22 protein-coding genes are annotated in these 26,694 nt (G+C 31.7%); 21 read left to right on the top strand and 1 reads right to left on the bottom strand.

Annotated features, from left to right (window positions below):
• Positions 1-190: 190 nt before the first annotated feature.
• A complete protein-coding gene (locus tag H8K90_RS02205) occupies positions 191-3,760 on the bottom strand; it encodes a beta strand repeat-containing protein (RefSeq protein ID WP_186844307.1) in 3,570 nt (1,189 codons plus the stop codon).
• 473 nt (positions 3,761-4,233) lie between these two features.
• Here H8K90_RS02205 and H8K90_RS02200 point away from each other — a divergent pair, with 473 nt between their 5' ends.
• The 21 genes from H8K90_RS02200 (at position 4,234) to H8K90_RS02100 (ending at position 26,677) form a co-directional block, all read left to right on the top strand.
• Positions 4,234-4,638, top strand: a complete 405-nt coding sequence (locus H8K90_RS02200; RefSeq protein WP_186844306.1) for a DUF2061 domain-containing protein — start codon at positions 4,234-4,236, stop codon at positions 4,636-4,638.
• Positions 4,639-4,652: 14 nt separating this feature from the next.
• Positions 4,653-5,252, top strand: coding sequence for an adenylyl-sulfate kinase (gene cysC, locus H8K90_RS02195; RefSeq protein WP_186844305.1), 600 nt, complete (start codon positions 4,653-4,655; stop codon positions 5,250-5,252).
• Positions 5,249-6,154 carry a sulfate adenylyltransferase subunit CysD gene (gene cysD, locus H8K90_RS02190; protein ID WP_186844304.1) on the top strand — a complete coding sequence of 302 codons (906 nt, stop codon included), beginning with the start codon at positions 5,249-5,251 and terminating at the stop codon, positions 6,152-6,154. Before cysC ends, cysD begins: the two co-directional genes overlap by 4 nt.
• 14 nt (positions 6,155-6,168) lie before the next feature.
• Complete coding sequence (locus H8K90_RS02185; protein ID WP_186844303.1) at positions 6,169-7,425, top strand: sulfate adenylyltransferase subunit 1; 1,257 nt, start codon at positions 6,169-6,171, stop codon at positions 7,423-7,425.
• A gap of 7 nt (positions 7,426-7,432) precedes the next feature.
• The gene (gene cysQ, locus H8K90_RS02180) at positions 7,433-8,224 is read left to right on the top strand and encodes a 3'(2'),5'-bisphosphate nucleotidase CysQ (RefSeq protein WP_186844302.1); all 792 of its coding nucleotides are present in this window, start codon (positions 7,433-7,435) and stop codon (positions 8,222-8,224) included.
• Between the two features lie 151 nt (positions 8,225-8,375).
• Positions 8,376-9,821 carry a lipopolysaccharide biosynthesis protein gene (locus tag H8K90_RS17040; RefSeq protein WP_186844301.1) on the top strand — a complete coding sequence of 482 codons (1,446 nt, stop codon included), beginning with the start codon at positions 8,376-8,378 and terminating at the stop codon, positions 9,819-9,821.
• Positions 9,822-9,835: 14 nt separating this feature from the next.
• The gene (locus H8K90_RS02170; protein ID WP_186844300.1) at positions 9,836-10,825 is read left to right on the top strand and encodes a GNAT family N-acetyltransferase; all 990 of its coding nucleotides are present in this window, start codon (positions 9,836-9,838) and stop codon (positions 10,823-10,825) included.
• A gap of 4 nt (positions 10,826-10,829) precedes the next feature.
• Positions 10,830-11,813, top strand: coding sequence for a polysaccharide deacetylase family protein (locus H8K90_RS02165; protein ID WP_186844299.1), 984 nt, complete (start codon positions 10,830-10,832; stop codon positions 11,811-11,813).
• Positions 11,814-11,815: 2 nt separating this feature from the next.
• On the top strand, positions 11,816-12,967 hold the full coding sequence (locus H8K90_RS02160; protein WP_186844298.1) for a glycosyltransferase family 4 protein: 1,152 nt from the start codon (positions 11,816-11,818) through the stop codon (positions 12,965-12,967).
• Positions 12,968-12,969: 2 nt separating this feature from the next.
• A complete protein-coding gene (locus tag H8K90_RS02155; protein ID WP_186844297.1) occupies positions 12,970-14,400 on the top strand; it encodes an MBOAT family O-acyltransferase in 1,431 nt (476 codons plus the stop codon).
• An 88-nt stretch (positions 14,401-14,488) separates the two neighbouring features.
• Positions 14,489-15,313 (top strand): hypothetical protein, encoded by an 825-nt coding sequence (locus H8K90_RS02150; protein WP_186844296.1) that lies wholly within the window; start codon positions 14,489-14,491, stop codon positions 15,311-15,313.
• 43 nt (positions 15,314-15,356) lie between these two features.
• Positions 15,357-16,496: a glycosyltransferase family 4 protein gene (locus tag H8K90_RS02145; protein ID WP_186844295.1), complete on the top strand. Its 1,140-nt coding sequence runs from the start codon at positions 15,357-15,359 to the stop codon at positions 16,494-16,496.
• On the top strand, positions 16,489-17,646 hold the full coding sequence (locus tag H8K90_RS02140) for a glycosyltransferase family 4 protein (protein WP_186844294.1): 1,158 nt from the start codon (positions 16,489-16,491) through the stop codon (positions 17,644-17,646). The genes H8K90_RS02145 and H8K90_RS02140 overlap by 8 nt, the downstream gene beginning before the upstream one ends.
• Positions 17,643-18,719 (top strand): glycosyltransferase family 4 protein, encoded by a 1,077-nt coding sequence (locus tag H8K90_RS02135; protein ID WP_186844293.1) that lies wholly within the window; start codon positions 17,643-17,645, stop codon positions 18,717-18,719. Before H8K90_RS02140 ends, H8K90_RS02135 begins: the two co-directional genes overlap by 4 nt.
• 4 nt (positions 18,720-18,723) lie before the next feature.
• Positions 18,724-19,815 (top strand): glycosyltransferase, encoded by a 1,092-nt coding sequence (locus H8K90_RS02130; protein ID WP_186844292.1) that lies wholly within the window; start codon positions 18,724-18,726, stop codon positions 19,813-19,815.
• Positions 19,808-20,968 carry a glycosyltransferase family 4 protein gene (locus H8K90_RS02125; protein ID WP_186844291.1) on the top strand — a complete coding sequence of 387 codons (1,161 nt, stop codon included), beginning with the start codon at positions 19,808-19,810 and terminating at the stop codon, positions 20,966-20,968. The genes H8K90_RS02130 and H8K90_RS02125 overlap by 8 nt, the downstream gene beginning before the upstream one ends.
• Positions 20,968-21,426 carry an acyltransferase gene (locus tag H8K90_RS02120; protein WP_186844290.1) on the top strand — a complete coding sequence of 153 codons (459 nt, stop codon included), beginning with the start codon at positions 20,968-20,970 and terminating at the stop codon, positions 21,424-21,426. The genes H8K90_RS02125 and H8K90_RS02120 overlap by 1 nt, the downstream gene beginning before the upstream one ends.
• Positions 21,423-22,655 (top strand): O-antigen ligase family protein, encoded by a 1,233-nt coding sequence (locus tag H8K90_RS02115; protein ID WP_186844289.1) that lies wholly within the window; start codon positions 21,423-21,425, stop codon positions 22,653-22,655. The genes H8K90_RS02120 and H8K90_RS02115 overlap by 4 nt, the downstream gene beginning before the upstream one ends.
• Positions 22,656-24,794, top strand: coding sequence for a Gfo/Idh/MocA family oxidoreductase (locus H8K90_RS02110; RefSeq protein WP_186844288.1), 2,139 nt, complete (start codon positions 22,656-22,658; stop codon positions 24,792-24,794). It abuts the gene before it with no gap.
• A complete protein-coding gene (locus H8K90_RS02105) occupies positions 24,775-25,989 on the top strand; it encodes a delta-aminolevulinic acid dehydratase (protein ID WP_186844287.1) in 1,215 nt (404 codons plus the stop codon). The genes H8K90_RS02110 and H8K90_RS02105 overlap by 20 nt, the downstream gene beginning before the upstream one ends.
• A complete protein-coding gene (locus H8K90_RS02100) occupies positions 25,979-26,677 on the top strand; it encodes a WecB/TagA/CpsF family glycosyltransferase (protein WP_186844286.1) in 699 nt (232 codons plus the stop codon). Before H8K90_RS02105 ends, H8K90_RS02100 begins: the two co-directional genes overlap by 11 nt.
• Positions 26,678-26,694: the final 17 nt, after the last annotated feature.

Genomic DNA, 26,694 nt, shown 5'->3' with positions numbered 1-26,694 from the left:
TTTTATTTTAAGTAGATAATTGTTAAAATATGTTAAAAAAAATCTTACAACGAAAATTAATTTTGAAAAAATTAGAATTCTGATGTTGAGTCTTTTAAGTGTAATAAAATAATTTAATCACTTTATATGGATATAAAAAAAGCGCATCTTCATAGATGCGCTTTTTAAAATTGTTAATAATTTTATAAAATTATTTTAAAATCACTTTTTGGGTTTTATTCCCATTATTACTTTCTAATTGTACAACATAAACACCAGCAGTTAAATTTGAACCATCAACTCTATTTGTTGTGTTTTCAGTATTTAATGATTGCGTATTTACTAAGCGACCTTGTAAATCATAAAGATTAAATGTTGTATTAGCTGCTAACTGACCTTTAACTACAATCTGCTTAGGATTTGCATTAGTGTAAATCTCTAAACCGTTAAATACATTATCAGTTGTACTTAATATTCCACGTGAGAAATGAAGGTAAAAACGACCTGTATCCGTTAAAGTAGAGTTAGGTGTAAAGGTGTAGTCACTTGTTAGTAAATTTGTAAATGTATTAGTAACATTATCTTCTAGAATTACGTTTACACCTTCAGGTATATTATTTTCAAAAATACTTATTACAGCTTGTTCACCTTGAGTAAGATTAATTCCTAAAGGAATAGTTACATTATCTAAATCACCATAACTAACCGATTGTACTGCCATGTCTTTGCCAGAATTGTTTTCAACTAAATGAGAATACATTGCAAATGATGGTGTGTCATCACTATACATTGCAGAATCATAACCAGAATCCATACCTAATGATGCATTGTCATTAAAATAGATATCGGTATTGTAAGATGATGAATCCTCTTTTGATAATTGAAGCTTTACATGCGCTAAGTTTTGTCCATTAGGTCTTCCTGAAATAAAATCATCTGTTGTACCCGTAGATCTCATAGCAGGTGTAAAACTAATTGTTCCACCACCAGTTTTAGATGCTAAAAGGAAGCCTTGTCCTGGTGTCATAACAGCAGTAGGGTTAGCGTCTGAATAAGCTTGGTTCCAAATAGTATAACCATCTGTTGCAGAGCCGTCATAGCCATATACACCTGAATTTGCAGGATCTAATTCACTATTGTTAGCTAATAAAAACTCATCAAGTAAAATATAAGAAGGATAAGGATTACCTACAAGATTAAAAATATTACTTGTACCGACAGTAATAGGTACAGAAAGTGATCCTGTTTCTACATCACCAACAAATCTAAATGTAGATCCAGTAGGTTGTAGAGATGCAGTTCTATATCCTATACCAGATGTTATAATTGAACTATCATCTGCGGCTGTGTAATTCACATAAGTATTGGCGTCATTATCAAAAGGGCCAAATAAATATGAAAAGACTCCTCCAATGTTTCCAGAAGGTATATCTGGATTAGCTGTTCTTAGAGCTAAAAATGTTTGAGCACTATTAGTTACAGGCGCCGAAATAAAATCATTATTTCCTGTTGAAGAATCAGAGTCTGCAAATTGGTTGACGTGACGGTTGTAAACTACCTCTCCACTAACATTATCTGTAATTAAACTAGAATATGAAGTTGAAACAGAATTTAATTCTAACGTTCCGTTATTAATTATACCAGAATTAGCCGTTATAGACTGACCAAAAGCGACTGTAATTGTAGCACCATTATTAATAATTAAATTATCAATTTCAATATTAGTACCAACATTATAGCTTCCATCTAAAACCAAAGCATCTTGAGCTCCTGTAGTTGCATCTGGAGCAATACCATTTGCCCAATTACCACCACTGTAAATCAAACCATCGAATTCACTAACCAATCTAAAGTTATCAAAACCAGAATAACCAGCAGCTCTGTTGTTTCTTAATCGTACTTGAATACCAACAGTAGAATTTCCGTCTGGTATTGAGATTTTTACCCTTCCTTGATCGTCGTTGATAGGGCCATTTCCATCAAATACAGTTTGCCAACCACCAGTACCAGCTGTACTACCATTGTAAACAAGGCGGTATTGAATGTCGTTAGCATTATTGTTATAACCAACAACTTGCCAATCAAAAAGAATATTAATATTCGAATAAGAACTAACATCTATATCAGTAAACGTTATAACAGCAAATGGGTTATTTGTATCATTTAAGTCATTTTCTCCAAGTATCTCATCAGAAAATAGAACATTATTTATTGGTGCAGCATCGGCTAAGGCTATTTCACCAAAATACCCTAAAGTATCTCCCCAGTCAGCAACAGTTCCAAAAAAGGCAGTATCACTTGTGTATGTCCAACCTGTAGCTGTATCAAAATTTTGCTCTACAATATTTACAAGTGGTCCTCCAATATCAAATGTGCTACTAGTACCAGAAAGACCTGGTGCGGTAGCTACTAAGCTTATTCCAGTTTCTGTATCTGTGAATAAAACATTGTCTAAAATAGCCTCACCGCTAACCATATCATATGTTTCTGCAACAATACTACTAGCTGGCGTAGTTGCAATACTAATACCAGTAATATTTGCATCTAAATCTTTATTTAAATTAGCATCTACGGCAGAAATGGTTGGAAAAGGTACCATTACCTCTCCTTGATTACCATCAGTTGGCTGTTGTTGAAATACAAATTGACTCGCAGTAACTTCAATACGGTTATCATCACCAGCTATTGACGTTGCTGCTCCACCTGCATTAGCTGTTGCAAAAAGTGAACTTCCGGCTGCAGGTGTTGTTACAGAATTAACAGTTAATTGAATTTGGTCATTATCAGTTACAACAGATTTAAAAGTTGCAAATACATAAAAATCTTTTGTTCCGTTATCTGGAGCTATTAAGTTTAAGCCAGTGAAATTCGTAAAGTCAGTAACTGTAGTAACCTCTGCTATATTAGCAAAACCATCAAAAATAGCTAAAGCAGCAATGTTTTCACTATTGGCTACTTCAAATTCAATTGAACTTAAAATTGTGGCATCAATGTCTGAATCAGAGGCTGCAGCTCCACCATCTCTAATTGTAAAAGCTCCTATTGCTTTGGAGTTTGCGCTTGGAAAAACGGTTAATCCAGAAGTGGCATTAAATGATGTGTAGTCAATATTAGAGTCAGGAACACCTGGTAATGTTAGTGTGGTTATATCAGAATCAATACTATTTAATGATGTTGTTGCAACACTACCAACAAGTCTTAATCCTGGCGATGGTACACTTCCAGATATTGACCATGATGTATTAGGTAAAATACGTAAAATACCAGCATTAGTAGTTGAACCCCATGCATATAATCTAAAAGTTATTGTGCCAGAAGGGCCAGATAAAATTCCTAAGCTTGGAAGATTGAAATTTGTATTTGTATTTGCTGCTAAAGTTTGCACACCAGCAAGAGGTACACCAGCTGTAGCAAAACCATCTAGGCTGTAAAAAATTTGCCAATTACTTGGTCCATTTGTGTTTCTTCTTAGTCTAATATCTAATTCATCTAAAGTGATTTCAAAGGTTGTACTAGCAGTTGTAGACCATTCAATATAGTCATTATTAGTTTCTGCAGTAGCTTGATCAGCTCCAACGGTCCAATTTCTGGAAGTAAAGTTAGCATTTGCGGTACTTTGATCAACACCTGCGCCTCGAGTAAAACCAACGGAAGATACAGAAGCAACATTATCTGTATTTGTCGGTCCTGAAATATTAGGACGATCAACAGTTACAATAGTCTGACCAAATCCAAATATTACAAAAGATAAAGCCATTAATAAAAAGTAAGTCTTTTTCATAATTTCATAAATTTTAATCTAAACACTTTAATATTTATATTTTTTATCACTTAAGTGTTTAATATATAGAGGGTGTCCAAAGGTAGTAAAATTTGCGAATAAACAAACTTTCTATGTAAAATTTCCTAGACAAACGGGGTTTTAACGAGGTAATTTTCTTACATTTGTAGCTATTTTCATTAAAATTGCGTTTTTTTTTGAAATCTTATAAGAAACTTTTTTATAGTTTTTTTTTCAACTTCTTCATAATATAATTAATAGTGTAATTCTAATTATTTTAGTTGATAAGTGTTTTACAAATAATAAATAATTCATAGATCTTATTTATTATTTCGAAATCTAAAGTTTTCTCTCTTTTTTTTGATTTAAATGTAAAAATTGTGATGGTGATATCCATTATTTAAGAACATTGTTTATAAGTTGTATTTATATGTTAATTTTGCATGTATAAAAATTTGATTATTTAAATAAAGTTGAAATTCAGTAAACGCCATATAGCCAAAACAATTACATGGCGTATTTTGGGTACATTAGATACATTTCTTTTGTCCTGGTTTATATCAAATGATATCACTGTTGGTTTTCAAATTGGTGTTTTTGAATTAGTAACTAAGATGGTCTTGTATTATGTGCATGAAAGGCTTTGGTATAAATCGAAAGTAAAGTCTTCAAATAAACGCCATATTTTAAAAACTTTTTCTTGGAGAGCTGTAGGTACTTTGGATACCATTGTATTAAGTTGGATAATAACAGGTAATCCATTAACCGGAATAAAAATTGGAGGTGCAGAGATAATTACTAAGATGCTATTGTATTATGGTCATGAGAAATTATGGTATCGAATTGACTTTGGTTTAGATAACAGAAAAAAACGTTAAAAAAATAAATTGCAATGAGTTTAAATACCATTAGGCAAGATTATAAAATAACTAAAGCGGATCGTGAAAAACTGAATGATCATCGTTCTTTTTTAATATGGTTTACTGGTTTGTCGGGTTCGGGTAAGTCTACTTTAGCCAATTTAGTAGAAGTAGAGCTTCATAAAAAAGGAATTTCTACATTTAGTTTAGACGGTGATAATATAAGACAAGGAATTAATAAAGACCTTAGTTTTTCTCCTGAAGATCGTACTGAAAATATTAGACGCATTGCCGAAATTGGGCATTTAATGATTAATGCAGGTGTTATTACTTTAGCAGCATTTGTGTCACCCTATATAAAGGACAGAGAAAATATAAAAAGTATTGTTGGTACAGATAATTTTATTGAAATCTATGTAAATACATCTTTGGAAGAATGTGAAAAAAGAGATGTTAAAGGATTGTATAAAAAAGCAAGATCAGGGGAAATAAAGAATATGACAGGTATTTCAGCTCCTTATGAAGCACCAAAAAATCCAGATTTAGAAATAATAACAGATAATCAGTCTGTTGAAGACTCCACTCAAACAGTTTTAAACTTTATTATTCAAAAATTAAAATTAGAAATATGAGTAATTATGTGATTAATCACTTAAAAGAATTAGAATCGGAAGCGATTTTTGTAATTCGAGAGATTGCTGCGCAATTCGAAAATCCAGTATTATTGTTTTCTGGTGGTAAGGATTCTATATTGTTAACCCATTTAGCTAAAAAAGCATTTTATCCTGCGAAGATTCCATTTCCTTTAATTCATATTGATACTGGACATAATTTCCCAGAAACTATTGAATTTCGAGATAACCTAGTTGAAAAATTAGGAGTTAAACTTATTGTGGGTTCTGTGCAAGAGGCTATAGACAAAGGACGTGCTAAAGAAGAAACAGGTGCAGATGCCTCTCGTAATTCTTTGCAAATTGTTTCGCTTTTAGATACGCTCGAAGAATATAAAGTAGATGCAGCAATGGGTGGAGCAAGACGTGATGAGGAAAAAGCACGTGCAAAAGAACGTTTCTTTTCTCATAGAGATGAGTTTGGTCAGTGGGATCCAAAGAACCAACGACCAGAATTGTGGAATCTTTTCAATGGGCGAAAAAATTACGGAGAGCACTTTAGAGTGTTTCCTATTTCTAATTGGACAGAAATGGATGTTTGGGAATACATTAAATTAGAAAATATAGACTTACCATCACTTTATTTTTCACATCAACGCGATTGTGTGGTAAGAGATGGTGTGATTTTAGCAAATTCAGAATTTATTAAACTTAAAGAAGGCGAAAAAGTAGAAAATATGACTATTCGTTACCGTACCTGTGGAGATATGCCTATAACAGGTGCAGTAGAATCTGAAGCTGATAACTTAGATAAAATTATTGAAGAAATTGCAACAACAAGAACTACTGAAAGAGGTGGACGCGCAGATGATAAACGCGCCGAAACAGCAATGGAAGATCGTAAAAAACAAGGTTACTTTTAAATTTAAAGAATACAATGAATTATCAAGATATAGAATTATTACGTTTTACAACAGCAGGAAGTGTTGATGATGGTAAGAGTACATTAATCGGTCGTTTGCTGTATGATAGTAAATCAATATTTCAAGATCAATTAGACGCTGTAGAACAGTCTAGTAAAAGTAAAGGGTTTGATTATGTAGATTTGTCCTTACTTACAGATGGATTAAAATCTGAACGTGAACAAGGCATTACTATTGATGTGGCCTATCGTTATTTTGCAACGCCAAAACGTAAATTTATTATTGCTGATACACCAGGGCATATACAATATACGCGCAATATGGTAACTGGTGCCTCAACGGCTAATCTAGCTATAATACTTATAGATGCGCGTAAGGGAATGTTAGAACAAACACATCGTCATGCATTTATTGCGTCTTTACTACGTATACCTCACGCCATTGTTTGTGTAAACAAAATGGATTTGGTAAATTATAGTGAAGAGGTTTATGATGGCATAGTTGCAAATTTTAAGGCGTTTTCTTCAAAATTAGGGATAAATGATATTCAGTTTATCCCAATTTCTGCATTAAACGGAGACAATGTGGTTAATCGTTCAGAGAATATGGATTGGTATCAAGGGAGTACATTAATGTATCATTTAGAAACTGTGCACATTTCTAGTGATCATAATTTAATTGATTGTCGTTTTCCTATCCAATCTGTAATTCGTCCTCATACATTAGAAAATCAAGATTATAGAGGTTTTGCAGGTCGTATTGATGGAGGTGTTTTTAAGCCTGGTGATAAAGTAAAATCGTTACCATCTGGGTTTGTTTCTACAATAAAAACAATCGAGCTAAATGGTGAGCAGATTTCAGAGGCATTTGCACCAATGTCTGTAACAATGACTTTAGAAGATGAGATAGATAACAGTCGTGGAGATATGATTGTGCGCGAAAACAATGTGCCAGAAATTGGTCAGGATTTGGAAGTTTTAGTGACTTGGATGAGTACAAAGCCTATTCAAGCACGTACTAAAGTGGTTGTAAAACACACTACAAATGAAAGTATAGGTATGGTGAAAGAATTGAAATATAAAATAGACATAAATACCTTACATAGAATTGAAAACATTGATAAAGTTGAAATGAATGATATCGCTCGTATGTCAATTAGAACAGCAAAACCTATGTTTTACGATGCTTATAAAAAGAATCGCCAAACAGGGAGTTTAATTATTATTGATGAGCAAACCAATGAAACCATTGGTGCAGGAATGATTATTTAATTTTTTGATGAACAAAAATTTAAAAATAGCTATTACAGCAGCTTTAGAAGCAGGTAAAGAGATATTAGAGATTTATCATTCTGATGATTTCGAAGTTGAATTGAAGGGGGATAATTCACCTTTAACAAAAGCAGATTTAGCGTCACACAATGTGATTATGTCACATTTAAGCAAAACAGATATTCCTGTACTTTCAGAAGAAGGCAAATCTATACCTTATACTAGTCGTAAAGATTGGAAGCAATTATGGATTGTTGATCCTATTGATGGAACAAAAGAGTTTATTAAGCGTAATGGCGAATTTACAGTTAATATTGCTTTAATAGAAAATCAAAAGACTGTAATCGGAGTTATTTATGTGCCAGCTTTAGGAGATCTTTATTTTTCAACATCGCATATTGGTTCTTATAAAATCTCGGTTAATCTTAAAGATTATGATGTTGATGACTTGATGGACCAAGCTAGTAAATTACCTTTAGAAAGAAAAGATAGAACTTTTACAGTTGTTGCAAGTCGTTCACATATGTCATCCGAAACGGAAGCTTATGTTACAGAAATGCGAGAAAAGCATGGCGATGTAAAATTAATTTCTAAAGGAAGCTCATTAAAACTATGTATGGTTGCCGAAGGGCAAGCCGATTGCTATCCTAGATTTGCACCGACCATGGAATGGGATACAGCTGCTGGTCAAGCTATATGCGAACACGCAGGTTTTGAAGTGATTGACTGGAGCACAAAAGAAAGAATGTTATATAACAGACAAGAGTTACTTAATAAGTGGTTTTTGGTGATGAAATAGATTTTGTTCTAACAGACTAAGTCTGTTTTAAATATAATATAAGCTCTAGTAGTTTATTAAATGTAATTATTTACTATTTAAACTCTTATATTTAGAATATATTTGTCGCTAATTGAGCTAAGAATAAACTACACATTATATAAATTCTATTGTGTCCCAGAAATCATTAAAAAAACAAGTTGTTGGTGGTATTGCTTGGCGTGGTAGTGCAGATGTTATTCAACAAGTTTTACAGATTGTTTTTACAATAGTTTTAGCTAGACTTTTAACTCGTGGTGATTTTGGTTTAGTTGCTATGGCGCTAATTGTTAATAGATTTGTATTGGCAATGACTAGCATTGGGTTTGGCGCTGCAATTATTCAAAGTCAAGATATTACAAAAGGGCAAATATCTGCTGTCTTTTATATACAATTAGCACTTAATATATTACTAACAATAGCAGTTTATTTTGGGGCTGGTATTGCGGCAAACTTTTTCGAAGAGCCTAGTTTAGCTCCTATAATAGAGGCAATGGCATTTGTTATATTTCTGCAAACATTTCAGTTTCCAAATATACTTCTTCGTAAACGCATGGAGTTTAAAAACTTTTCTATTGCGCAAATCGTTTCTATGCTTGTTGCTAATATTTCTGCAATCATAATGGCCATTTATGGTTTTGGGGTGTGGTCTCTAGTTTGGAGATTAATTATACAGCGAATTATTTATGGTTTGCTCTCATTTTATTATGGAAAATGGTTGCCAAGTAAACCAGAATTTAAAGGGGTAAAACCATTATTTAAGTTTGGAATAAATATGTTAGGTGCTCATATGGTTTATTTTTTTGCTGAGAATATTATAGGAATGTTAACAGGTAGGTTTCTTGGAAAAGAAATTATGGGGCTATTTAATATTGCGTTTAATCTTGCTATTGTGCCTGCAAGTAAAATTCAATCAGTTTTAACCTCAGTTTTGACACCTGGTTTTTCCAAGGTTCAGCATCAAGTAGAAAAGTTTAGGGCTAATTATACGATTGCTTTAGAATATACATCATTATTGTTTATACCATTTATGGTAATGTTAATGGCAATAAGTCAAAATTTAATTCCAACATTCTACGGTGATGAGTGGAATGAGGCAGGAGGTTATTTAATGGTGCTTTCTGTTGTTGGTTTATTAAGAGGGTTGTCTCACATTTTGCGCAGTGCAATAATATCTAAGGGTAAATCTAGAGTGATATTTATTTCAACAATAGTTGAGGTGATATTCTCTTTGCCAATTATGTACCTCTTAATGGAAGATTTTGGTGTTTATGGTTTAATGATAGGGTATCTTTTAGGAGCATTGTTTGGATGGATTTACACTTCAATATATTATAATAAAGTACTAGAACAAAAGAATGCTGCATTAGCAACTATTAAAGAAGCATTATTGATTGCTGTGATAATTTTTATTCCAGTATATAGTATTACTTTTTTAAGTATAAGACCAATAGTCGGATTGGTTATACAACTCATTATAGGAGCAATAATTTTTGTTGTTATATTAAGGAGATTAAAACGAGAGCTATTTGAAAACGTTCTTGTTAAATTAAAAGTAAAAAAAGCAAGTAATCTTTAAAGATAATAACCTATATGTATCAAATAACATTATTAGACAAAACATCTATAACTCAAATTAATCAATGTTTAGATTTATTAGATAGAAGTTTTGGTAAGGGCTTGGACTATTACCGATGGAAACACAATGTAAATGGAGATTACAGTATAGAGGAATATACCTTTTGTATTTTTAAAGATGACTTGTGTATAGCAACCACACAAGTGATAATTAATGAAATGTTTATTTTAAAAAAGCCTTATCGCTTTGGTATATTATGTGATGGAGCAACTCATAAAGATTATAGACGTTTAGGTTTATTTGAAAAGCTGCTTAGTCATATCAACACATTTTGTTCTCAAAAAGATGTGACTTTTGTATATAGTACAGGAAACGCCAAATCTAGAAATGCGTTGTTAAAGTTAGGTTTTGAGGATTTTTTCTCATCCTACAAAGCTACAAAAAGAGTAAGGTACACACATACTGCTATGAAAGGTTATAATTTTTTATTGACCGTGTTTGGAAAATTAGTTGTTAAGCAAAATAATGACATTAGAGAAGTATCTATTGAGGAATATTCAACGTTCTTTGCGGCTCAAAAAAATAAGTTTGATATTACTTGTGAAAAATCTCAAGAATATTTAAAGTGGAGATTAGACGAGACCACAGGTACTTATAGTGTGTTTGGTTCATTTGATAAGAATAAAAAACTACAGGCAGTATTGGTTTTAAAAAAATCAAAAAATGGATTTTATATTGTAGATGCTATCTACAAGGAAAATATGCTTTATCTTAATCAATTGCTAAAGTATACATATAGCTTAGCTATGTTAAATAAAAATATTATTAAAATAAATAGTATTCACAATAATTTTAAAGGAATAAAAAAAGTATTTCAGAATAACAATTATAAAATTACTAAAAGTGACTCAAGTACATTATTGTATGTATTAAATTCAGATTTTAAAATACCATATAACCAATTAGAGAATATGCATTACATGCGAATTGATAAAAATGAATAGTAGCATGAAATCAAAAATTTATCTTGCAATCACAATTGATACAGAATGTGATAAAGGCGAAAAATGGATAGTGAAGCAACCATTTTCATTTCATAATATTTACAATGGAGTTGAGAGTCAATTACAGCCTATATTTGATAAATATAATGTAAAAGCAACCTATCTTTTAAGCCCAGAAATAATACGAGATCAAAAATCAGTAGAGATTTTTAAGAAATTTAATAGTAGAGTTGAGCTTGGTACTCACTTACACTCTGAATTTATTGGTCCAGAAGCTGATTTTTCTTCAAAAACAACAAAAGAGTTTCAAAGTAATTTTAAGCCTGAAATAGAAAAAGCTAAGCTTAAAAATTTAACAACTTTATTTAAGGATACTTTTGGATATCAGCCCCTTTCATTTAGAGCTGGTCGTTTTGGTATAAGTGAGTTTTCTTTAAAGTTTTTACAAGACTTGGGATATTTAGTTGATAGTTCTGTTACACCAGATTCTACAATAAAACATAAAGAAAGTAATAAAGTCATCAATTTCTTCGGTTCACCATATCAACCTTATTTTCCATCCTTAAAAGATTTTCGAAAAAAAGGTAAGATGAAAATACTACAAGTTCCCGTAACGGTAATGCATAAAAAACTGTTGAGTCTTCCGTTATGGTTAAAGCGAGGTTTTGTTGTTGATAAATCTTATCAGCATATTATCTTTAATTATTTAACCAAGTTTTCAAAGCAGACGTGGTTGAGACCTACATATGCGGACTTTGATGAAATGAAAAATATTACAGATGATATGATACTTAAAGCAAAAGGGAAAGACGTTTTTTTGTGTATGATGTTTCATAGTAATGAGTTTGAAGTGGGTATGAGTCCATATAGCTTAACAGAGGATAATGTAACTAAAATTTTAGATAGATTAGATACTTATTTAAATTGGCTTACTAAAAAAGATGATTTCCATTCACTAGGTCTTTCTGAGATAAAAACAAAGTTTTAGAAATGATAAATGTTGGCGTTATTACAGGTAATCACTATCCTCGTTTAGGAGGTATGGAAATAGCTGTGCATAATCTTGTAAAAAAAATGCAACCCATAAATGGGGTCTCAACAGCTGTAGCATGCAGTACAATGCCAGAAATTTCGAAATCATTTCAGTATCCCTACCCTTGTTATAGGGCAAAGAGTTTTTCTTTTCTTACCCCTTATCTATTTAAAATAAATCAGATAAAAATGATTAGAGAAAATAATATTAATATTCTTCATGGACCAATGCTACATGGTGGAGGTTTTGATGCTGTTAAACTATCTAGTAAACTAAATATTCCTGCTGTAGTACATTCTAGAGGGTCTGATGTACAGATGGTAAAAGAAATAAATTACGGTGCACAATTGGATGCAAAAAGTCTAGAAAAAATTAAGTTTGCTATACAACACTCTAATCATATTATTGCAGTAAGCGATATTAATAAAAAGAACTTAATAGAATTAGGTGCACAAAATGATAAAATTTCGGTAATACCTAATGGTATTTTAATAAATGAAATAAATAACATTCCTTTTCAAGAAGTAAGAAATAAATACGGTTTGTCTCTAGACGATTTTGTGCTTATTGCAGTAGGTAGAAATAGACCTATTAAGCGAATGGAATTATTATTTAAAGCCTTAAGTCTTTTAAAATCTTATAAAAAAATAAAGTGTCTTTGTGTTGGTCCAAAAGAAAATCTAGGGGTTTTAGCAAAAAAATATAATGTTCAGGATAATGTTATAATAACAGGTAAAATTCCATTAAAGAATGATATAAGCCAAGAGCAACCTTATGCAGAGTTAATCAATGCTTATAGAAGTGCTAATTTGTATATATCAACGTCTTATGTAGAGTCGTTTGGCAATGCGGCTGCAGATGCCTTAGCTTGTGGAATTCCTGTAGTTATAGGTCAAAAACATGGTGTAAAGGATATAATTATAGAAGGAAAAACGGGTTGGACTATGCCACAAGAAAATGAGAATTCTTTAGCTGAACTTATTATAAGTTTATACCAAAAGAGAGAATCAATTTTAAATGATAAGGAAAAAATAAAGGAATCAGTATCTCATTTGACATGGCATAATATAGCATTGCAGACCGTTGAGGTATATAAATCAATGCTATAGGTATGTTATTTAATTCTATTGAGTACTTAGTTTTTTCACCTATAGTGTTTCTACTATATTGGTTTGTTTTTAATAAACATTTAAAATTCCGTAATTTATTTTTACTGATAGTTAGTTATGTGTTTTATGGCTGGTGGGATTGGAGGTTTCTAGCATTAATAGCATTTAGCTCATTAATAGATTACAACATTGGTTTATTATTAGAAAAAACTGATATTCAAAAAAAACGGAAGCTCTTACTTTATACAAGCCTTCTAGTAAACTTAGGATTTCTAGGCTATTTTAAGTATTATAATTTCTTTATAGATAATTTTAAAATCGCCTTTGAATCTATCGGAATCCAAATGGAGGTGTCTTCATTACAAATCATTTTGCCTGTTGGTATTAGTTTTTATACGTTTCAGACAATGAGTTATACGATAGATATTTATAGAAAAAAATTAGAGCCCACAAAAGATGCAATCCAGTTTTTTGCCTATGTTAGTTTTTTCCCTCAGTTAGTTGCAGGTCCAATAGAAAGAGCAAAAAATTTATTGCCACAGTTTAAAGAAAAGAAGCAATTTAACTATGATTTGGCAACAGATGGTATGCGTCAAATTCTATGGGGATTGTTTAAAAAAATGGTTATTGCCGACAATTGTGCAGTCTATGTAAATCAAATTTTCGATGCGCCTCAAGATTATAATGCATTAACTTTAATCTTAGGGGCAGTGTTATTTGCATTTCAAATTTATGGTGATTTTTCTGGATACTCAGATATAGCAATAGGTACTGCAAAATTATTTGGGTTTAATTTAATGCAAAATTTTGCTACTCCTTATTTTTCTAGAGATATTGCCGAATTTTGGAGACGATGGCATATCTCTTTATCTACATGGTTTAGAGATTATTTATACATTCCGTTAGGCGGAAGTAAAGGGGGTAAGTGGATGAAAGTTCGGAATACGTTTATTATATTTATTGTTAGTGGGTTTTGGCATGGAGCAAATTGGACGTTTATTGTTTGGGGATTTTTAAATGCCTTATTTTTTCTGCCCTTATTATTAACAAATAAAAACAGGAATCATTTAGATGTAGTGGCAGCAAATAGAATATTTCCAAGTTTAAAGGAGGTGGTTCAAATAAGTTTCACATTTATGTTAACCTGTTTTGCTTGGATTTTTTTTAGAGCCAAAAATTTTACTAGTGCAACTGATTATATTAGCGAAATATTTTCTTTGGAAGCTGCAATAGCAATTAAACCAATTAAAATTTTTTGTGTTATACTTTTTATGGTTGTCTTAGAATGGAGAAATAGAGATAAAACTTTTGCTTTACAATTTTCAAGTTCGCAACCTAAGGTGTATAGTCGGGTCATTTACTTCATCATAGTTTTTACGATTCTTGTCTATGGGAAATTTGAATTAACAGAATTTATATATTTCGATTTTTAAAATGAAGATTTTTTTAAAAAAAATAATAATTTATAGCTTAATAGTCATTCTGTTTTTTCATCTAGGATCCTATATTCTCTCTTTTTCAGTGAAATCGCGCAATTTCGATAATTCTAATTTAAAAAATAGTGTAAATTTATTTGAAAAGAAAAAGGAGTACGATTTACTTTTTATGGGAATTTCTCATGCTAGGGTTTATTCAAGGGGTGGTAATCATGCAGAAATAGAAAGGATACTTGATGCTTCTGTATTAAATATAAGTAAGGGTAATGCAATGTGTGGTCTTGAGGATCAAATATATTATTTCAATTATGTTATTGAGAATAATATTAAGATTAAGAAAGTAGTTTTAGTGTTGTCCCCAACATTATTTTTAACTAACCATTTAAATTATGCAACTAATACTTTTAATGATGAGCCTTTAGAGTTAAGTTTTTATTTTAACTATTATTTTTATGATGCACCCAATAAGCATAAAAGGCTGTTTAATTACGTCAAATCGAAATATAATCCTAAAGAATGGATTAAAAAACAACCTTTAGTTAAAAAGAAAAAAACTAAAATTATAGACTCTATAAATCAGGATAAATTAAATGATTTATTTAAGTTATATTATCCTAATAAATTTGATGGTGTTGAGTCTAATAAACAAAGATTATTTCGTTTGAGAAATATTTGCAGAGAGAATGATATTAAGCTTCAAATTATTATTCCTTCGGCTTTGTTTGGTGCTTGGCCTGGACACGATTTATTAGTTAATTCATTAAATGAAATGGGTTTTGCTAAATCTGTTGATTATTACGATTTTTCAAGATCAATAATGGATAAAAAATACTATTATGATGAGCATCATCTAAATTCTGAAGGTGTTGAATATTTCTTTACAAATTTTTTAGAAACCCGAATTAAATAAGTCTATCATTAACTTTATAGATTTATTAAAGAAAATAATATTAATGAAATTAGCAATTTTAGCCCAATCCTATTTATTTGACGAGTTTACATCTATTAATGGAACCTTGGTACAATTGCATAATTTGGCTCAAGGATTTAGTAAATCTGAGATAGATGTACATTATATATGTAGTACCAAAGACAAAACTAAACCAGCTTATGAATTTAAAGACGGAATTCATTTCTATTGGCTTCAGCATAAAAACGGATTGCTAGGTTGGAAACAACTTATGCCTCTATATAAAGAAAAACTTAATACTGTAAAACCAGATGCTGTATATGTACGTGGTAGAAACACCATGCAATATGTAGCTGGTGCTTATGCCAATAAAGCTAATATTCCTTATGTATGGGGAACTAATGGAGATGATAGTGCAGAGCAATGGAAAAATCTAAAACGTTTAAAGTACTCTAAGCTGGGAATAATTAAAACATTAGTGTTATTGCCATTAAAAGCATATGAAGATATGTACATTAATAAAGGTATGAAATTGCCAACTTCTATTGTAAATCAATCCATACAGCAAAAAAATGCCGTTAAAAAGCTACTCAATAAAGAAGGGATTGTGTTGCCAAGTTATTTTTTGCCTGTGGTACATCAATCTGAAAAAAAAGATATGATTTTGTGGTTGGCAACGCTTTCTAAACAAAAACAACCAGATAAATTTATTGATATAATAAATCGTTCTAAACTCAACCAATGGTACGCGGTTTTAGGAGGAGGTACAAATAATCAATCATATAATAATAATATTGATAATAAACTAAAGGGTACTAAAATTAAACGCCTTGGTATAATAGAATTTAAAGATTCCTTTAAATATTATCAAGAAGCAAAAATTTATATTAATACCAGCTTGCCAGACGCAGATGGGCTCCCTAATGCTTATCTACAAAGTTGGTTGAGTGGTACAATAGTATTATCATTGCACCATGACCCTAATAAGTGGATGAAAAAACATAATATAGGATTCTGTTCCTATGGAGATGAAGAAAAATTAGTTTCAAAACTGCAAGAACTTATAGCTTCACCAGAAACAATAACTCAAATGAGTAATAATGCTAAGAAGTTTGCAGAAGCAGAATTTTCAAATGATAAAATAATTCAAACATATAAGAAGTTATTTAAAGGGAATGCATAAAGGAAGTAAGGTAGTATTTGTTATGCCATGGCATATTAGTGAGCGTGGTGGTGGTGCAGAGGTGCAGGCTAATTATTTAGCGCAATCATTGGCAGAACGAGGCTTTAAAGTATCTTATATTTGTCAAACAATAACGCCAAATAAAATTAACTCACATACTACTATAGGTAATATTGAAGTGTATTATTTAAAACCTTCTGGTAGGTTTCCATGGAGAGATCAAAATAAATACCTTAAACCTCTAGCAGAGATAAAACCAGATTACATTCTACAACGTATGTCTTCTAATGTTACTTATGTGCTTGGGAGATACCGTTCTAAAAATAATTGTAAACTAATTTGGTTTTGTACCGATAATAAAAATCCAGTTGCAAATTTTCACTACTTTAAGTTTAAAGAACAAGCCTCAGTTAAATCGCTAGGGCTTATTAAGTATATTGTTTTTGCTTTAAATAATAAATTGATGGATTATTTTAGAAGGTCTGGTATGAAGCAGGTAGATGTTGCTTTTACTCAAAATGATTTTCAAAAACAGCAAGTTAAAACGAACTTTAATTTAGAGTCTCATCGGATGATATCTGGCCACCCAATACCAAATAAGTTAATTGCTATTCCACAAAGGTTTAAAAACAAAACCATTTTATGGTGTGCAAATTGGGGACCACATAAGCAACCAGAATTGTTTATAGAATTGGCGACAAGGATGCAGCATACGGATTACAAATTTGTAATGATTGGGTCACATAGCAATAAAAATTATGTAGATCAGCTATTAAAAAATAAACCAAATAATTTAATTACTACAGGTAAACTATCATTTGATGATGCTTTAACCTATTTCGATACTGCTAGTGTATTTGTAAATACATCTACACCTGGTGGTGATGGTTTCCCTAATACGTTTATACAAGCGTGGTTAAGGCAAGTACCTATAGTAAGTTTAGGGTTCGATCCAGATAATGTTGTGGTTAAAAATGATCTTGGTTTTGTTGTAAAAAGTACTGATGAAATGGTAGATTGCTTAGAAGGATTATTACAGTATAAAACGCAATTTAACATGGTGTCCACTAATGTATATAATTACGCTAAAGAAAATCATAGTATTAAAAAAATGACCGATAATTTTTTAAAAGCGTTACCATCTCAATGAAAATTGTGCATTGTATAAATAGTCCACATATAGGTGGTATAGAGCGCTTAGTGATTGAGCTTGCTATTGAGCAAAAAAAGCAAGGGTTAGATGTGGTTATAATGTTAGATACTACAAAGGGGCAATATTATGAGTATTTACTTTCTCAAAATATTCCGATTTTAGAATCAGGTATTAAAGGTGGTTTTGACATGAGTAGGACTACTTTTAAAAACTTAAAAACTATGTTTAATACGTTTCAAGTTGTACATCTTCATAGCTTTTCTCCAATTCGGTCAATGGCGGCAAAAGCTTCAAATGCTAAGGTGGTTTATACCATTCACGGCCTTTCTAAAGGGGTAAGAAAAGAGAATTTTTTTAAATATACAATTAGAGAAACTCTAAAAAAATACGAGCTTAATAAAGTTGATTATTTTGTAACGAATTCTAATTCTACCTTGTCTAAAGCAAAACTTCATTATGGTTTAAAAAAAACAAAGAAAGCAGTCATTTTAAATGGTGTTTCTATAGGGTCATACAAACTAAATACTATTCAAGATAAAGAATTTACAATTGGCTTGGTTTCCAGATTTACCCCAAGAAAACGGATTGATAGATTGTTAAATGCTTTTAATTTATTCTTGAAAAATGAACAGAAGGGACGTTTGATATTAGTTGGAGATGGTGTTAATTTCTCTGAAATAAAACAGCTTGTTAAAAGACTCAACCTTGAGAGTAATGTAGATCTTGTAGGTTATTCAAATAATGTGGATAGATATTATAAACAATTTCATGTATGTGTTCAGCCCTCAGATAATGAAGGATTTGGCTTGGTGGCAGTAGAGGCTTATCTTTATGGTCTTCCAATTTTGGCTTTTAATGATTCTGGTGGATTAAAGGAGGTTATTGAGCCCTTAGAGCCAGAAAACATAGTTAACTCAGAAGCAGAACTAGCAGAACGATTAGCTTGGTATTCTAAAAACATGGCTCAAATAGGTGATGATTCTCATAAAAGAATTGCTTATGTCAAAAATAATTTTTCCATAGAGCGTATGGAAAGAGATTATTATAATGTCTATTTAAAATTGATATAACTTTATGAAAATACTTTGGCTGGCACCAAATTTTAATCACTATAAAGCACGTTTTTTAAACCATCTAGCTGTTCAAAATGATGTAGATTTAACAATATTGTCTGGCACAGGACGAGACAATATGGGTGATCAAGAACTAGATGAAAATTGGGGTTTTGAGCTTATTAAAGTTAATGTTTCTAAGAAAAACTTTGGGAAATCTATAGAGGTAAAGCAAAAGCTAAAATTACTATTGAGTAACTTTGATTGGGTATTGATACCAGCTGAAAAAAAGAATTTGTCATTGTTTTTTTATGCAATAAAACTTAGAAAACTTAATAAATCTGTACGTTTATTTTCATATAATCATGCAAAACTGAAATCTAAGAATGGTGTTTATGGATTTTTAGACTACAAGCTTTCAAAATTCTTTAATAGATATTTAAATCGTGTTATTTATTATACAGAAGAAGCTTCGAAATTTGCAGTAGAACAAAAATTAGTATCACCACAAAAAGCATTTTGGGCAAATAACACCATAGATAATACTGAAATAGAAAAATATTATAATTTCCAACTACCTCCAGAAGAATTGCAAACGATACTTTTTATTGGTAGGTTAATTCCTTCTAAAAGAATTAAAGATGTCATAGCTTACTACAAAGCATTAAAACCAAACTTTAAACAGCTTAGGCTTGAGATAATTGGTGATGGTCCAGAGCAAAATATTGTAAAAGATGCCATACAAAAAGATACGACGATTAAATGGCATGGTACATTAGTTGATGAAGCTAAAATTGCACCAATAATGAAAAGGACATCTTTAGTATTTATTCCAGGGCTTTCAGGTTTATCAATAAATCATGCATTTGCCTATGGTAGACCATATATTACGTTAAAAGCAGAAAAACACGGGCCAGAAATCAGTTATTTAGAAAATGATAAAAATGGTTATATTCTTGATGATAATATAATGGAAAACACAAAAATAATTACCAGTCTTTTACAAGATAGAGTAAAGCTTATTGAGCTATGCAACAGTGCTAAGCAAAAAGGGGAAGAGTTATCGGTTCAAAAATGGGTGCAACAAATAAAAGCAAGTTTATTAAATGAGTAAAAAGCCAAAAATATTATTTATTGGTCCAACGCCTCCTCCGTACTCAGGTCCAGAATTGAGTATGCAACAATTTTTAGAATCGGATACCTTAAACAATGCTTTTAATATTAAGTTTCTTAAAACAAATTTTAGAAGCGATAACACTAAAAAGGGAAAGTTAGATCTGTCAATGTTAACTAACTTTTTTATTTTCTTCACCAAACTTTTTAAATTACTAATTACTAATAGACCCAAATGTGTGTATTACCCAATTACACCAACCCAAATTGGATGGATTGGAAGAGATGTTTGGACAATTTTACTCAGTAAACTCTTTGGTGCTAAAGTAATTATTCACTTAAGGGGAAGTCATTTTAAACTAAATTTTACTCAGTTTAATCCTATTATTAAAAAACTTGTTGGTTATAGTTTAAAGAAAGTAGATTGTGCCATTGTACAAGCCAATTATTTAAAAGATCAATTTCATCCTTTTGTACCAGAATCTAAAATGGCAGTGTTGTATCAGGCTATGGATACGGAGCAATATGCTAAAAGTGATGATGCTGAGATACAACAAGGTAAAATACTAGTTATGGGTCATATGACGAAAGCCAAAGGATTTACCGATATTTTAAAAATAATTCCTCAAATTTGTCAGGAATTTCCTTTTGCAACTTTTTATTTTGCAGGAAATATAAGAAAAGGAGAACGCGGAGTCTTTTACAACCAGTTTACTGGTAAAAAAATCACTTACGAAGATCCTTTTGAAGCTGAGGCTAAAATTGTAAACTCAGATTACAAAAATAACTATGTTAATTTGGGAATAATTAATGGAGCCGATAAAATGAAGCATTTGCGCACAACAGATATTTTTTTAACAGCATCATATTCTGAAGGATTTTCGCGTTCGCTTCTTGAAGCTATGTCAATGGGTAAGCCTACTGTTTTTACACCAGTTGGTGCTCATAGGGAAGTTTTTAAAGACCAGTTAAATGGTTTTTCTTTTGTGCCAGGTGATCTAGAGCAACTTAAAATAGCATTAAAAGCAATATTAAGTGATTATGAAAAACGAAGAGCAATAGGTGAGTATAATAGAGCCTATGTTGTTTCCGATTTTTCAATAGAAAAAATATCAAAAGATTTTAAAACTATCATTTCTAACACGCTTACATAATGAAAGTAGTAATTCGAAAACTTATACACTACTTAGGGAATATACTTCGTTTGTTTCAAATGTCTTTTTTAAGAGCATCTGGGGCTACAATTGGTAAAAATACTATGATTAGTTTGGGAGCTAAAATAGATGTAAGGCGCGGTAAAGTAACCATTGGTGATCATTGTTTAATAACACATGGTTGTTATATATTGTCTCATGATGGTGCTGCGCATATTATTAACCAAGAAGATAATGGAACAGGTTATGTAACCATTGGTGATCATGTGTTTATTGGTGTTAATACTGTGGTTATGCGCAATGTTACCATAGGAAACCATGCTATAATCGGAGCAGGTTCTGTGGTTAATAAAGATATACCAGAAGGAGTGGTTGCTGCTGGTAACCCTATAAAGATTCTAAAAACATTAGAAAAACCTTATAGACCATTACCTAAAGTGCATAAAGACGTGTCATGATATTAGTGCCTATATTTATTTTACTTGCTATAATAGCTGCCAAAATACAAAAAGGTCTGTTTGCGTCCTTTTTAGTTTTGGTAGCTACAAAATCTATAGTAGATGCTTTTTGGGAAGTAAAGATTGGACCATTATCGATACTTGGTGTTCAAGGTATACTGATTTCAGTTTTATATTTTAAAGTTTTTTTAAATAGAAAGAGTGTTCCAAAGCGTTGGTTAGAATCTGCAAAAATATACGTTTTGGCTTTGTCATTAGGACTTATTTGGGCTTTAGGAGTTAAACCTATGGCGACCATAGAAACCGTTATCCTTAATATTAATATTTACTTAGGGTTTATATTAATCCCTATCTTTTTAAAGGATCAAAAATGTCTTAAGCAATTTTTAATTGCTATTATGATATGTGGAGTGTTTCCTATATTAGTTAGTGTTTATCAGTTGAGTACAGGTGTTGTGTTTCAGGAGAGAGAGACTGTAGGGTTAACACGATATGTTGGCTTTTATCACGATGCATTTCCAGTTAGATTTTATGGCTTAATGACACTTATTTCAATATTGATATACCAATCTATTTTTCAACTCAAAGGGTTATTTTTTAAGATGTTTCTTTTGTTGTTAGCTGGTGGAGCCTTAGTTTCTATTTATGCTGTTTTCAGTAAAGCAGGAGTGGGAATAATTGGGTTATGGATAGTTTTATTATTGTTGTTTTCAAAATCTAGAATAAAACAATCATTTTCAATTCTTGTAGGTGTTCTCGTTATAATATTAGTTTTTGGTGATGCTGTTTCAACTAACATAGAGCAATTATTCAGTAAAGAAGTAGGTTATCAAACTGGTGAGGTGAGAGATGCTCGGTATACATTGGCAGGTCGTGGATATATTTGGCAAGAATATTGGGACTTTTGGACTCTAGAACAGTCTCCATTTTTTCAATGGCTAGGTGATGGAATAAATAGGCCTGTACATAATGAATTCTTACGGGTACTAATGGTAAATGGTATAATCGGATTTCTAATCCTATTCGTTTTCATTATTAGAAAAATAAAAAACATCTTTAGTATACATAAAAATGTAAGAGTATTTGGTATGATGCTATTAGGAATGTACTTAGTAGATTGTATCGGTCTAGTTCCTGGTGTATATTATTATTATAATATCTTAGTTTGGGGTATCTTTGGCACTTTATTAATGAAACCTCAATTATTTATAAAAGAAAACAAAGTTTAAATGCAACAACTCACACAAAAGTTAGGTTCTGGCGATATGATTATACAAGAAGTACCTTATCCACAACTAGGAAAAGGAATGGTTATTGTTAAAAATCACTATTCAATAATTAGTGCTGGTACGGAGGGTTCTACAGTCGTAGCAGCACGTAAAAGCTTAATTGGTAAGGCTAAAGAACGTCCGCAGCAAGTAAAACAAGTAATAGATACTTTAAAGAAACAAGGGCCAGTACAAACTTACAGAGCTGTAATGAAAAAGCTAGACGCATACTCTCCATTAGGGTATAGTTGTGCAGGTGAGGTAATTGAAGTAGGTGAAGGAGTTACTGAATTTGAAGTAGGAGATAAAGTAGCATGTGCAGGTGCAGGTTACGCCAACCATGCTGAGATTGTTTCTGTACCAATTAACTTGTGTGTAAAATTAGATAATGATTCCAATTTAAAAGATGCAGCGTACAATACTTTAGGTGCTATTTCAATGCAAGGTGTTCGTCAGGCTGATTTACGTTTAGGCGAATCTTGTGTCATAATTGGTCTGGGGCTTTTAGGCCAATTAGCAGCCTTAATTTTAAAAGCTTCTGGAGTTACCGTAATAGGAATAGATGTATCTGAAGCAGCAGTTAAACAAGCTGTTGATAATAAAGTCGTCGATTTAGGATTAACAAGAAATGCAGCAGGTGTTGAAGAACAAATTTTAAATGCAACTAACGGTTATGGTGCTGATGCAGTTATAATTGCGGCAGCTACAGCTAGCTTAGACCCTATAAATTTTGCAGGTGCAATTGCTCGTAAAAAAGGCAAAGTAGTTGTTTTAGGAGCTGTACCAACTGGTTTTGAGCGAGATCCGTATTGGTACCGTAAAGAACTAGAACTCAAAATGGCCTGTTCTTATGGCCCTGGACGTTACGATCTTAATTATGAAGAAAAAGGAATAGACTACCCTTTACCTTATGTGCGTTGGACAGAAAAGCGAAACATGGAAGCCTTTCAAAATTTAATCGCTACCAAAAAAATAGATATAGAATATCTTACAACGCATGAATTCGATTTTGATAATGCTAAAGAAGCATTTGATTTAGTGGTTTCTAAAGCAGAACCTTTTACAGGAATTGCTTTAAAATATGATATAGAAAAAGAAACAAACAAATCTAAAATTTCAACCAGTGAATCTGAGAAACTAGGTAAAATAAATATTTCTTTCGTAGGTGCTGGTAGTTATGCACAAGGTAATTTATTACCTAATATCCCAGAGTCTAATGAAGTTGGCAGAGTAGGAGTATTAACTAATACAGGTACTACATCAAAAAGAGTTGCTGAAAAATTTAAGTTTCAGTTTTGTGCAACAAAAGAGGATGATGTTTTAGATGATAAGACAAATACTGTTTTTGTAGCCACGCGTCACGATTCTCATGGGTCATATGTTTTAAAAAGCTTAAAAGCTAATAAGAATGTTTTTGTAGAAAAACCCTTATGTCTTTTAGAGTCCGAGTTGCAGAATATTATAGAGTTGCAAGCAGAAACCAATAAATCTGTTATGGTTGGCTTTAATAGACGGTTTTCTCCGCTTACGGCAAAGCTAAAAAAAGCAGTAGGTAATAATCCTATGACGATGCTATACCGTATTAACGCAGGTGCTATTCCTGGTGATACCTGGATACAAGATATAGAAATTGGAGGAGGACGTGTTTTAGGTGAAGTATGTCACTTTATTGATTATCTAACCTATCTAAATGGAAGCCTTCCTGTTAAAGTATCGGCTTCTGCCTTACCAGATGCCAATAAATTAAATGATACTTTAAATATTTTAATTCAGTTTGAAAACGGATCTTCAGGAGTTGTTGCATATTATGCTAATGGTTCTAAATCTATGACTAAAGAATATGTTGAAGTATTTTCTGCCGGACTTTCAGCTACCTTAAACGACTTTAAAGAATTAAAAATTTATGGAAAAGGGAAACCTAAAAAGCAAAAGATTTTTAATCAGAACAAAGGCCAAAAAGAAATGGTTGAAGCTTTTGTAAATGGGTTGTTAACCAATGGTAAAGCACCAATTCCTTTTGAAGACATTGTCGCGGTTACAAAGGCATCATTTAAAGTTTTAGAATCTGTAAAACGTGGAGGTGAGCAAGTCGAAATCTAAAGTTATATCGAGTTTTTTAAAACTTAAGAATTACTGTGAGGCTGAAAACTTTAAAGGTTGGGATCCTTATGATGGGATGAACTCTAAGATTTTTCAGGCCTTACCATTAAAACATTGGGATTTAGCACGTTTGGCTTGGATACAAGGTTTTAAGCGTAGTCCAATTAATTTTAGAAGACTTCTGCTTGTTCCAAAAGAGCACAATACCAAAGGTGTTGGTTTATTTTTATTGGCCTATTGTCGTTTATACAAGTTGGCTGAAAAAGGATGTGAAGATTTTGGTACAAAAACAGAATTGCTAAATCGTATTAATGAACTTTCAGAATTATTATTAAGCTTAAGGTCTAAGGGATACTCGGGTTCCGCTTGGGGTTATAATTTCGATTGGCAGGCTAGACGCTTATTCTTGTTTAAAAAATATACACCAACCGTTGTTGCGACTTGTTTTTGTGTAGAAGCGTTACTAGAAGCTTACGAAATTACTAAAAACGAAACAGTTTTAAAAGAAACATTAACTGCCGCTAATTTTGTAGTTAATGATTTATCGAGAACATCGCATCAAAGAGGAATTATTTTTTCATATAGCGTTCAAGATGGTAACAACACTGTTATTAATGCGTCGTTATTGGGCGCAAAGATTTTAAGTTATTCTTATAAATATACTAAAAACCAAGAACATGCGGATTTAGCGAAAAAGGCAGTAATTGCTGCTTGCGATTTGCAAAGCGAAGATGGTTCATGGATTTATGGCTTGTTACCAGTGCAATCATGGATAGATTCTTTTCATACAGGTTTTAATTTAGATGCTATTGAAACGTATCAGCAAAATACTGGTGATCAAAGTTTTCAAGTGTATTTAGATAAAGGATTAAAGTACTATTTAGAGAATTTCTTTGAGGCTGATGGTATGCCAAAATACTATCATGATAAAACATTTCCAATAGATATTCATTGTCCTGCGCAAGTCATTGTAACATTATCTAAAATGAATGCTTTTCAGAAAAATGAAGCTTTGTTAACCAAAGTGTTGGTTTGGACCATTACTAATATGCAACACAAAAAAGGCTATTTTTACTATCAATATAGAAAAACCATGAGTTCGAAAATATCGTATATGCGATGGAGCAATGCCTTTATGTTTAATGCTATGGCACATTATTTGCTAGAAACAAAATCAGATCAACATGGAAGCTAAGTCCTTAAACGGAGTAATGACTTTTGCTCCTACTTCTCGAAAAGAATTGATGCAGTATGCTTTTGATAATCATAAGATTATGGTGGCTGTTAATGCGGAGAAGATATTACATGCTACAGATGAAAGTAGAGCTTTAATCAACCGGAATTTAGGTTATCCTGACGGAATTGGTGCTGTTTGGGCATTACAGAAAAAAGGAGCAGAGAAGGTGGTTAAAATTCCAGGATGCGAGCTTTGGTTAGATGTGGTTCAAAGTTATTATAAGGTTAAATCTTTTTATTTAATTGGTGGTAAACAAGACATTATTGAAACCACTGTTTCTAAGCTTAAATCTGAATTTAAAGGAATAAATATTTGCAACTTTAGAAATGGATATATAAAAACCGAGGCAGAAGAATTGGCTTTAATAGAAGATATAAAAAAACACAATCCAGATGTGATATTTGTTGCTATGGGCTCGCCTAAACAAGAGTTGTTAATGGAGCGAATTCAAAAACAGCACCAAGCAGTATATCAAGGTTTGGGTGGAAGTTTTGATGTGTTTACAGGTAACGTAAAACGAGCTCCAGATTGGTGGGTTAGAAACAATATGGAGTGGACTTACAGATTGTTAAGTCAACCTTCAAGAATAAAAAGACAGATACACTTAGTTCGTTTTTTTGTTAATTTGCATTTAAATCGGTATTAATTCGGTTTTCAATTAAA

Origin of the sequence: Winogradskyella echinorum (genome assembly GCF_014297365.1) — a bacterium.
Taxonomy (GTDB): domain Bacteria; phylum Bacteroidota; class Bacteroidia; order Flavobacteriales; family Flavobacteriaceae; genus Winogradskyella; species Winogradskyella echinorum.
The sequence above is the reverse complement of the archived record's forward strand: the minus strand, read 5'-3'. Positions and strand labels throughout refer to the sequence as shown.

Coding starts and splice junctions, on each gene's coding strand:
- H8K90_RS02130 (WP_186844292.1), top strand. CDS start 18,724: ATGAAAATACTTTGGCTGGCACCAAATTTTAATCACTATAAAGCACGT.
- H8K90_RS02135 (WP_186844293.1), top strand. CDS start 17,643: ATGAAAATTGTGCATTGTATAAATAGTCCACATATAGGTGGTATAGAG.
- H8K90_RS02170 (WP_186844300.1), top strand. CDS start 9,836: ATGTATCAAATAACATTATTAGACAAAACATCTATAACTCAAATTAAT.
- H8K90_RS02120 (WP_186844290.1), top strand. CDS start 20,968: ATGAAAGTAGTAATTCGAAAACTTATACACTACTTAGGGAATATACTT.
- H8K90_RS02145 (WP_186844295.1), top strand. CDS start 15,357: ATGAAATTAGCAATTTTAGCCCAATCCTATTTATTTGACGAGTTTACA.
- H8K90_RS02160 (WP_186844298.1), top strand. CDS start 11,816: ATGATAAATGTTGGCGTTATTACAGGTAATCACTATCCTCGTTTAGGA.
- H8K90_RS02165 (WP_186844299.1), top strand. CDS start 10,830: ATGAAATCAAAAATTTATCTTGCAATCACAATTGATACAGAATGTGAT.
- cysC (WP_186844305.1), top strand. CDS start 4,653: ATGAGTTTAAATACCATTAGGCAAGATTATAAAATAACTAAAGCGGAT.
- cysQ (WP_186844302.1), top strand. CDS start 7,433: ATGAACAAAAATTTAAAAATAGCTATTACAGCAGCTTTAGAAGCAGGT.
- H8K90_RS02125 (WP_186844291.1), top strand. CDS start 19,808: ATGAGTAAAAAGCCAAAAATATTATTTATTGGTCCAACGCCTCCTCCG.
- H8K90_RS02110 (WP_186844288.1), top strand. CDS start 22,656: ATGCAACAACTCACACAAAAGTTAGGTTCTGGCGATATGATTATACAA.
- H8K90_RS02205 (WP_186844307.1), bottom strand. CDS start 3,760: ATGAAAAAGACTTACTTTTTATTAATGGCTTTATCTTTTGTAATATTT.
- H8K90_RS02100 (WP_186844286.1), top strand. CDS start 25,979: ATGGAAGCTAAGTCCTTAAACGGAGTAATGACTTTTGCTCCTACTTCT.
- H8K90_RS02115 (WP_186844289.1), top strand. CDS start 21,423: ATGATATTAGTGCCTATATTTATTTTACTTGCTATAATAGCTGCCAAA.
- H8K90_RS02155 (WP_186844297.1), top strand. CDS start 12,970: ATGTTATTTAATTCTATTGAGTACTTAGTTTTTTCACCTATAGTGTTT.
- H8K90_RS02140 (WP_186844294.1), top strand. CDS start 16,489: ATGCATAAAGGAAGTAAGGTAGTATTTGTTATGCCATGGCATATTAGT.
- cysD (WP_186844304.1), top strand. CDS start 5,249: ATGAGTAATTATGTGATTAATCACTTAAAAGAATTAGAATCGGAAGCG.
- H8K90_RS02185 (WP_186844303.1), top strand. CDS start 6,169: ATGAATTATCAAGATATAGAATTATTACGTTTTACAACAGCAGGAAGT.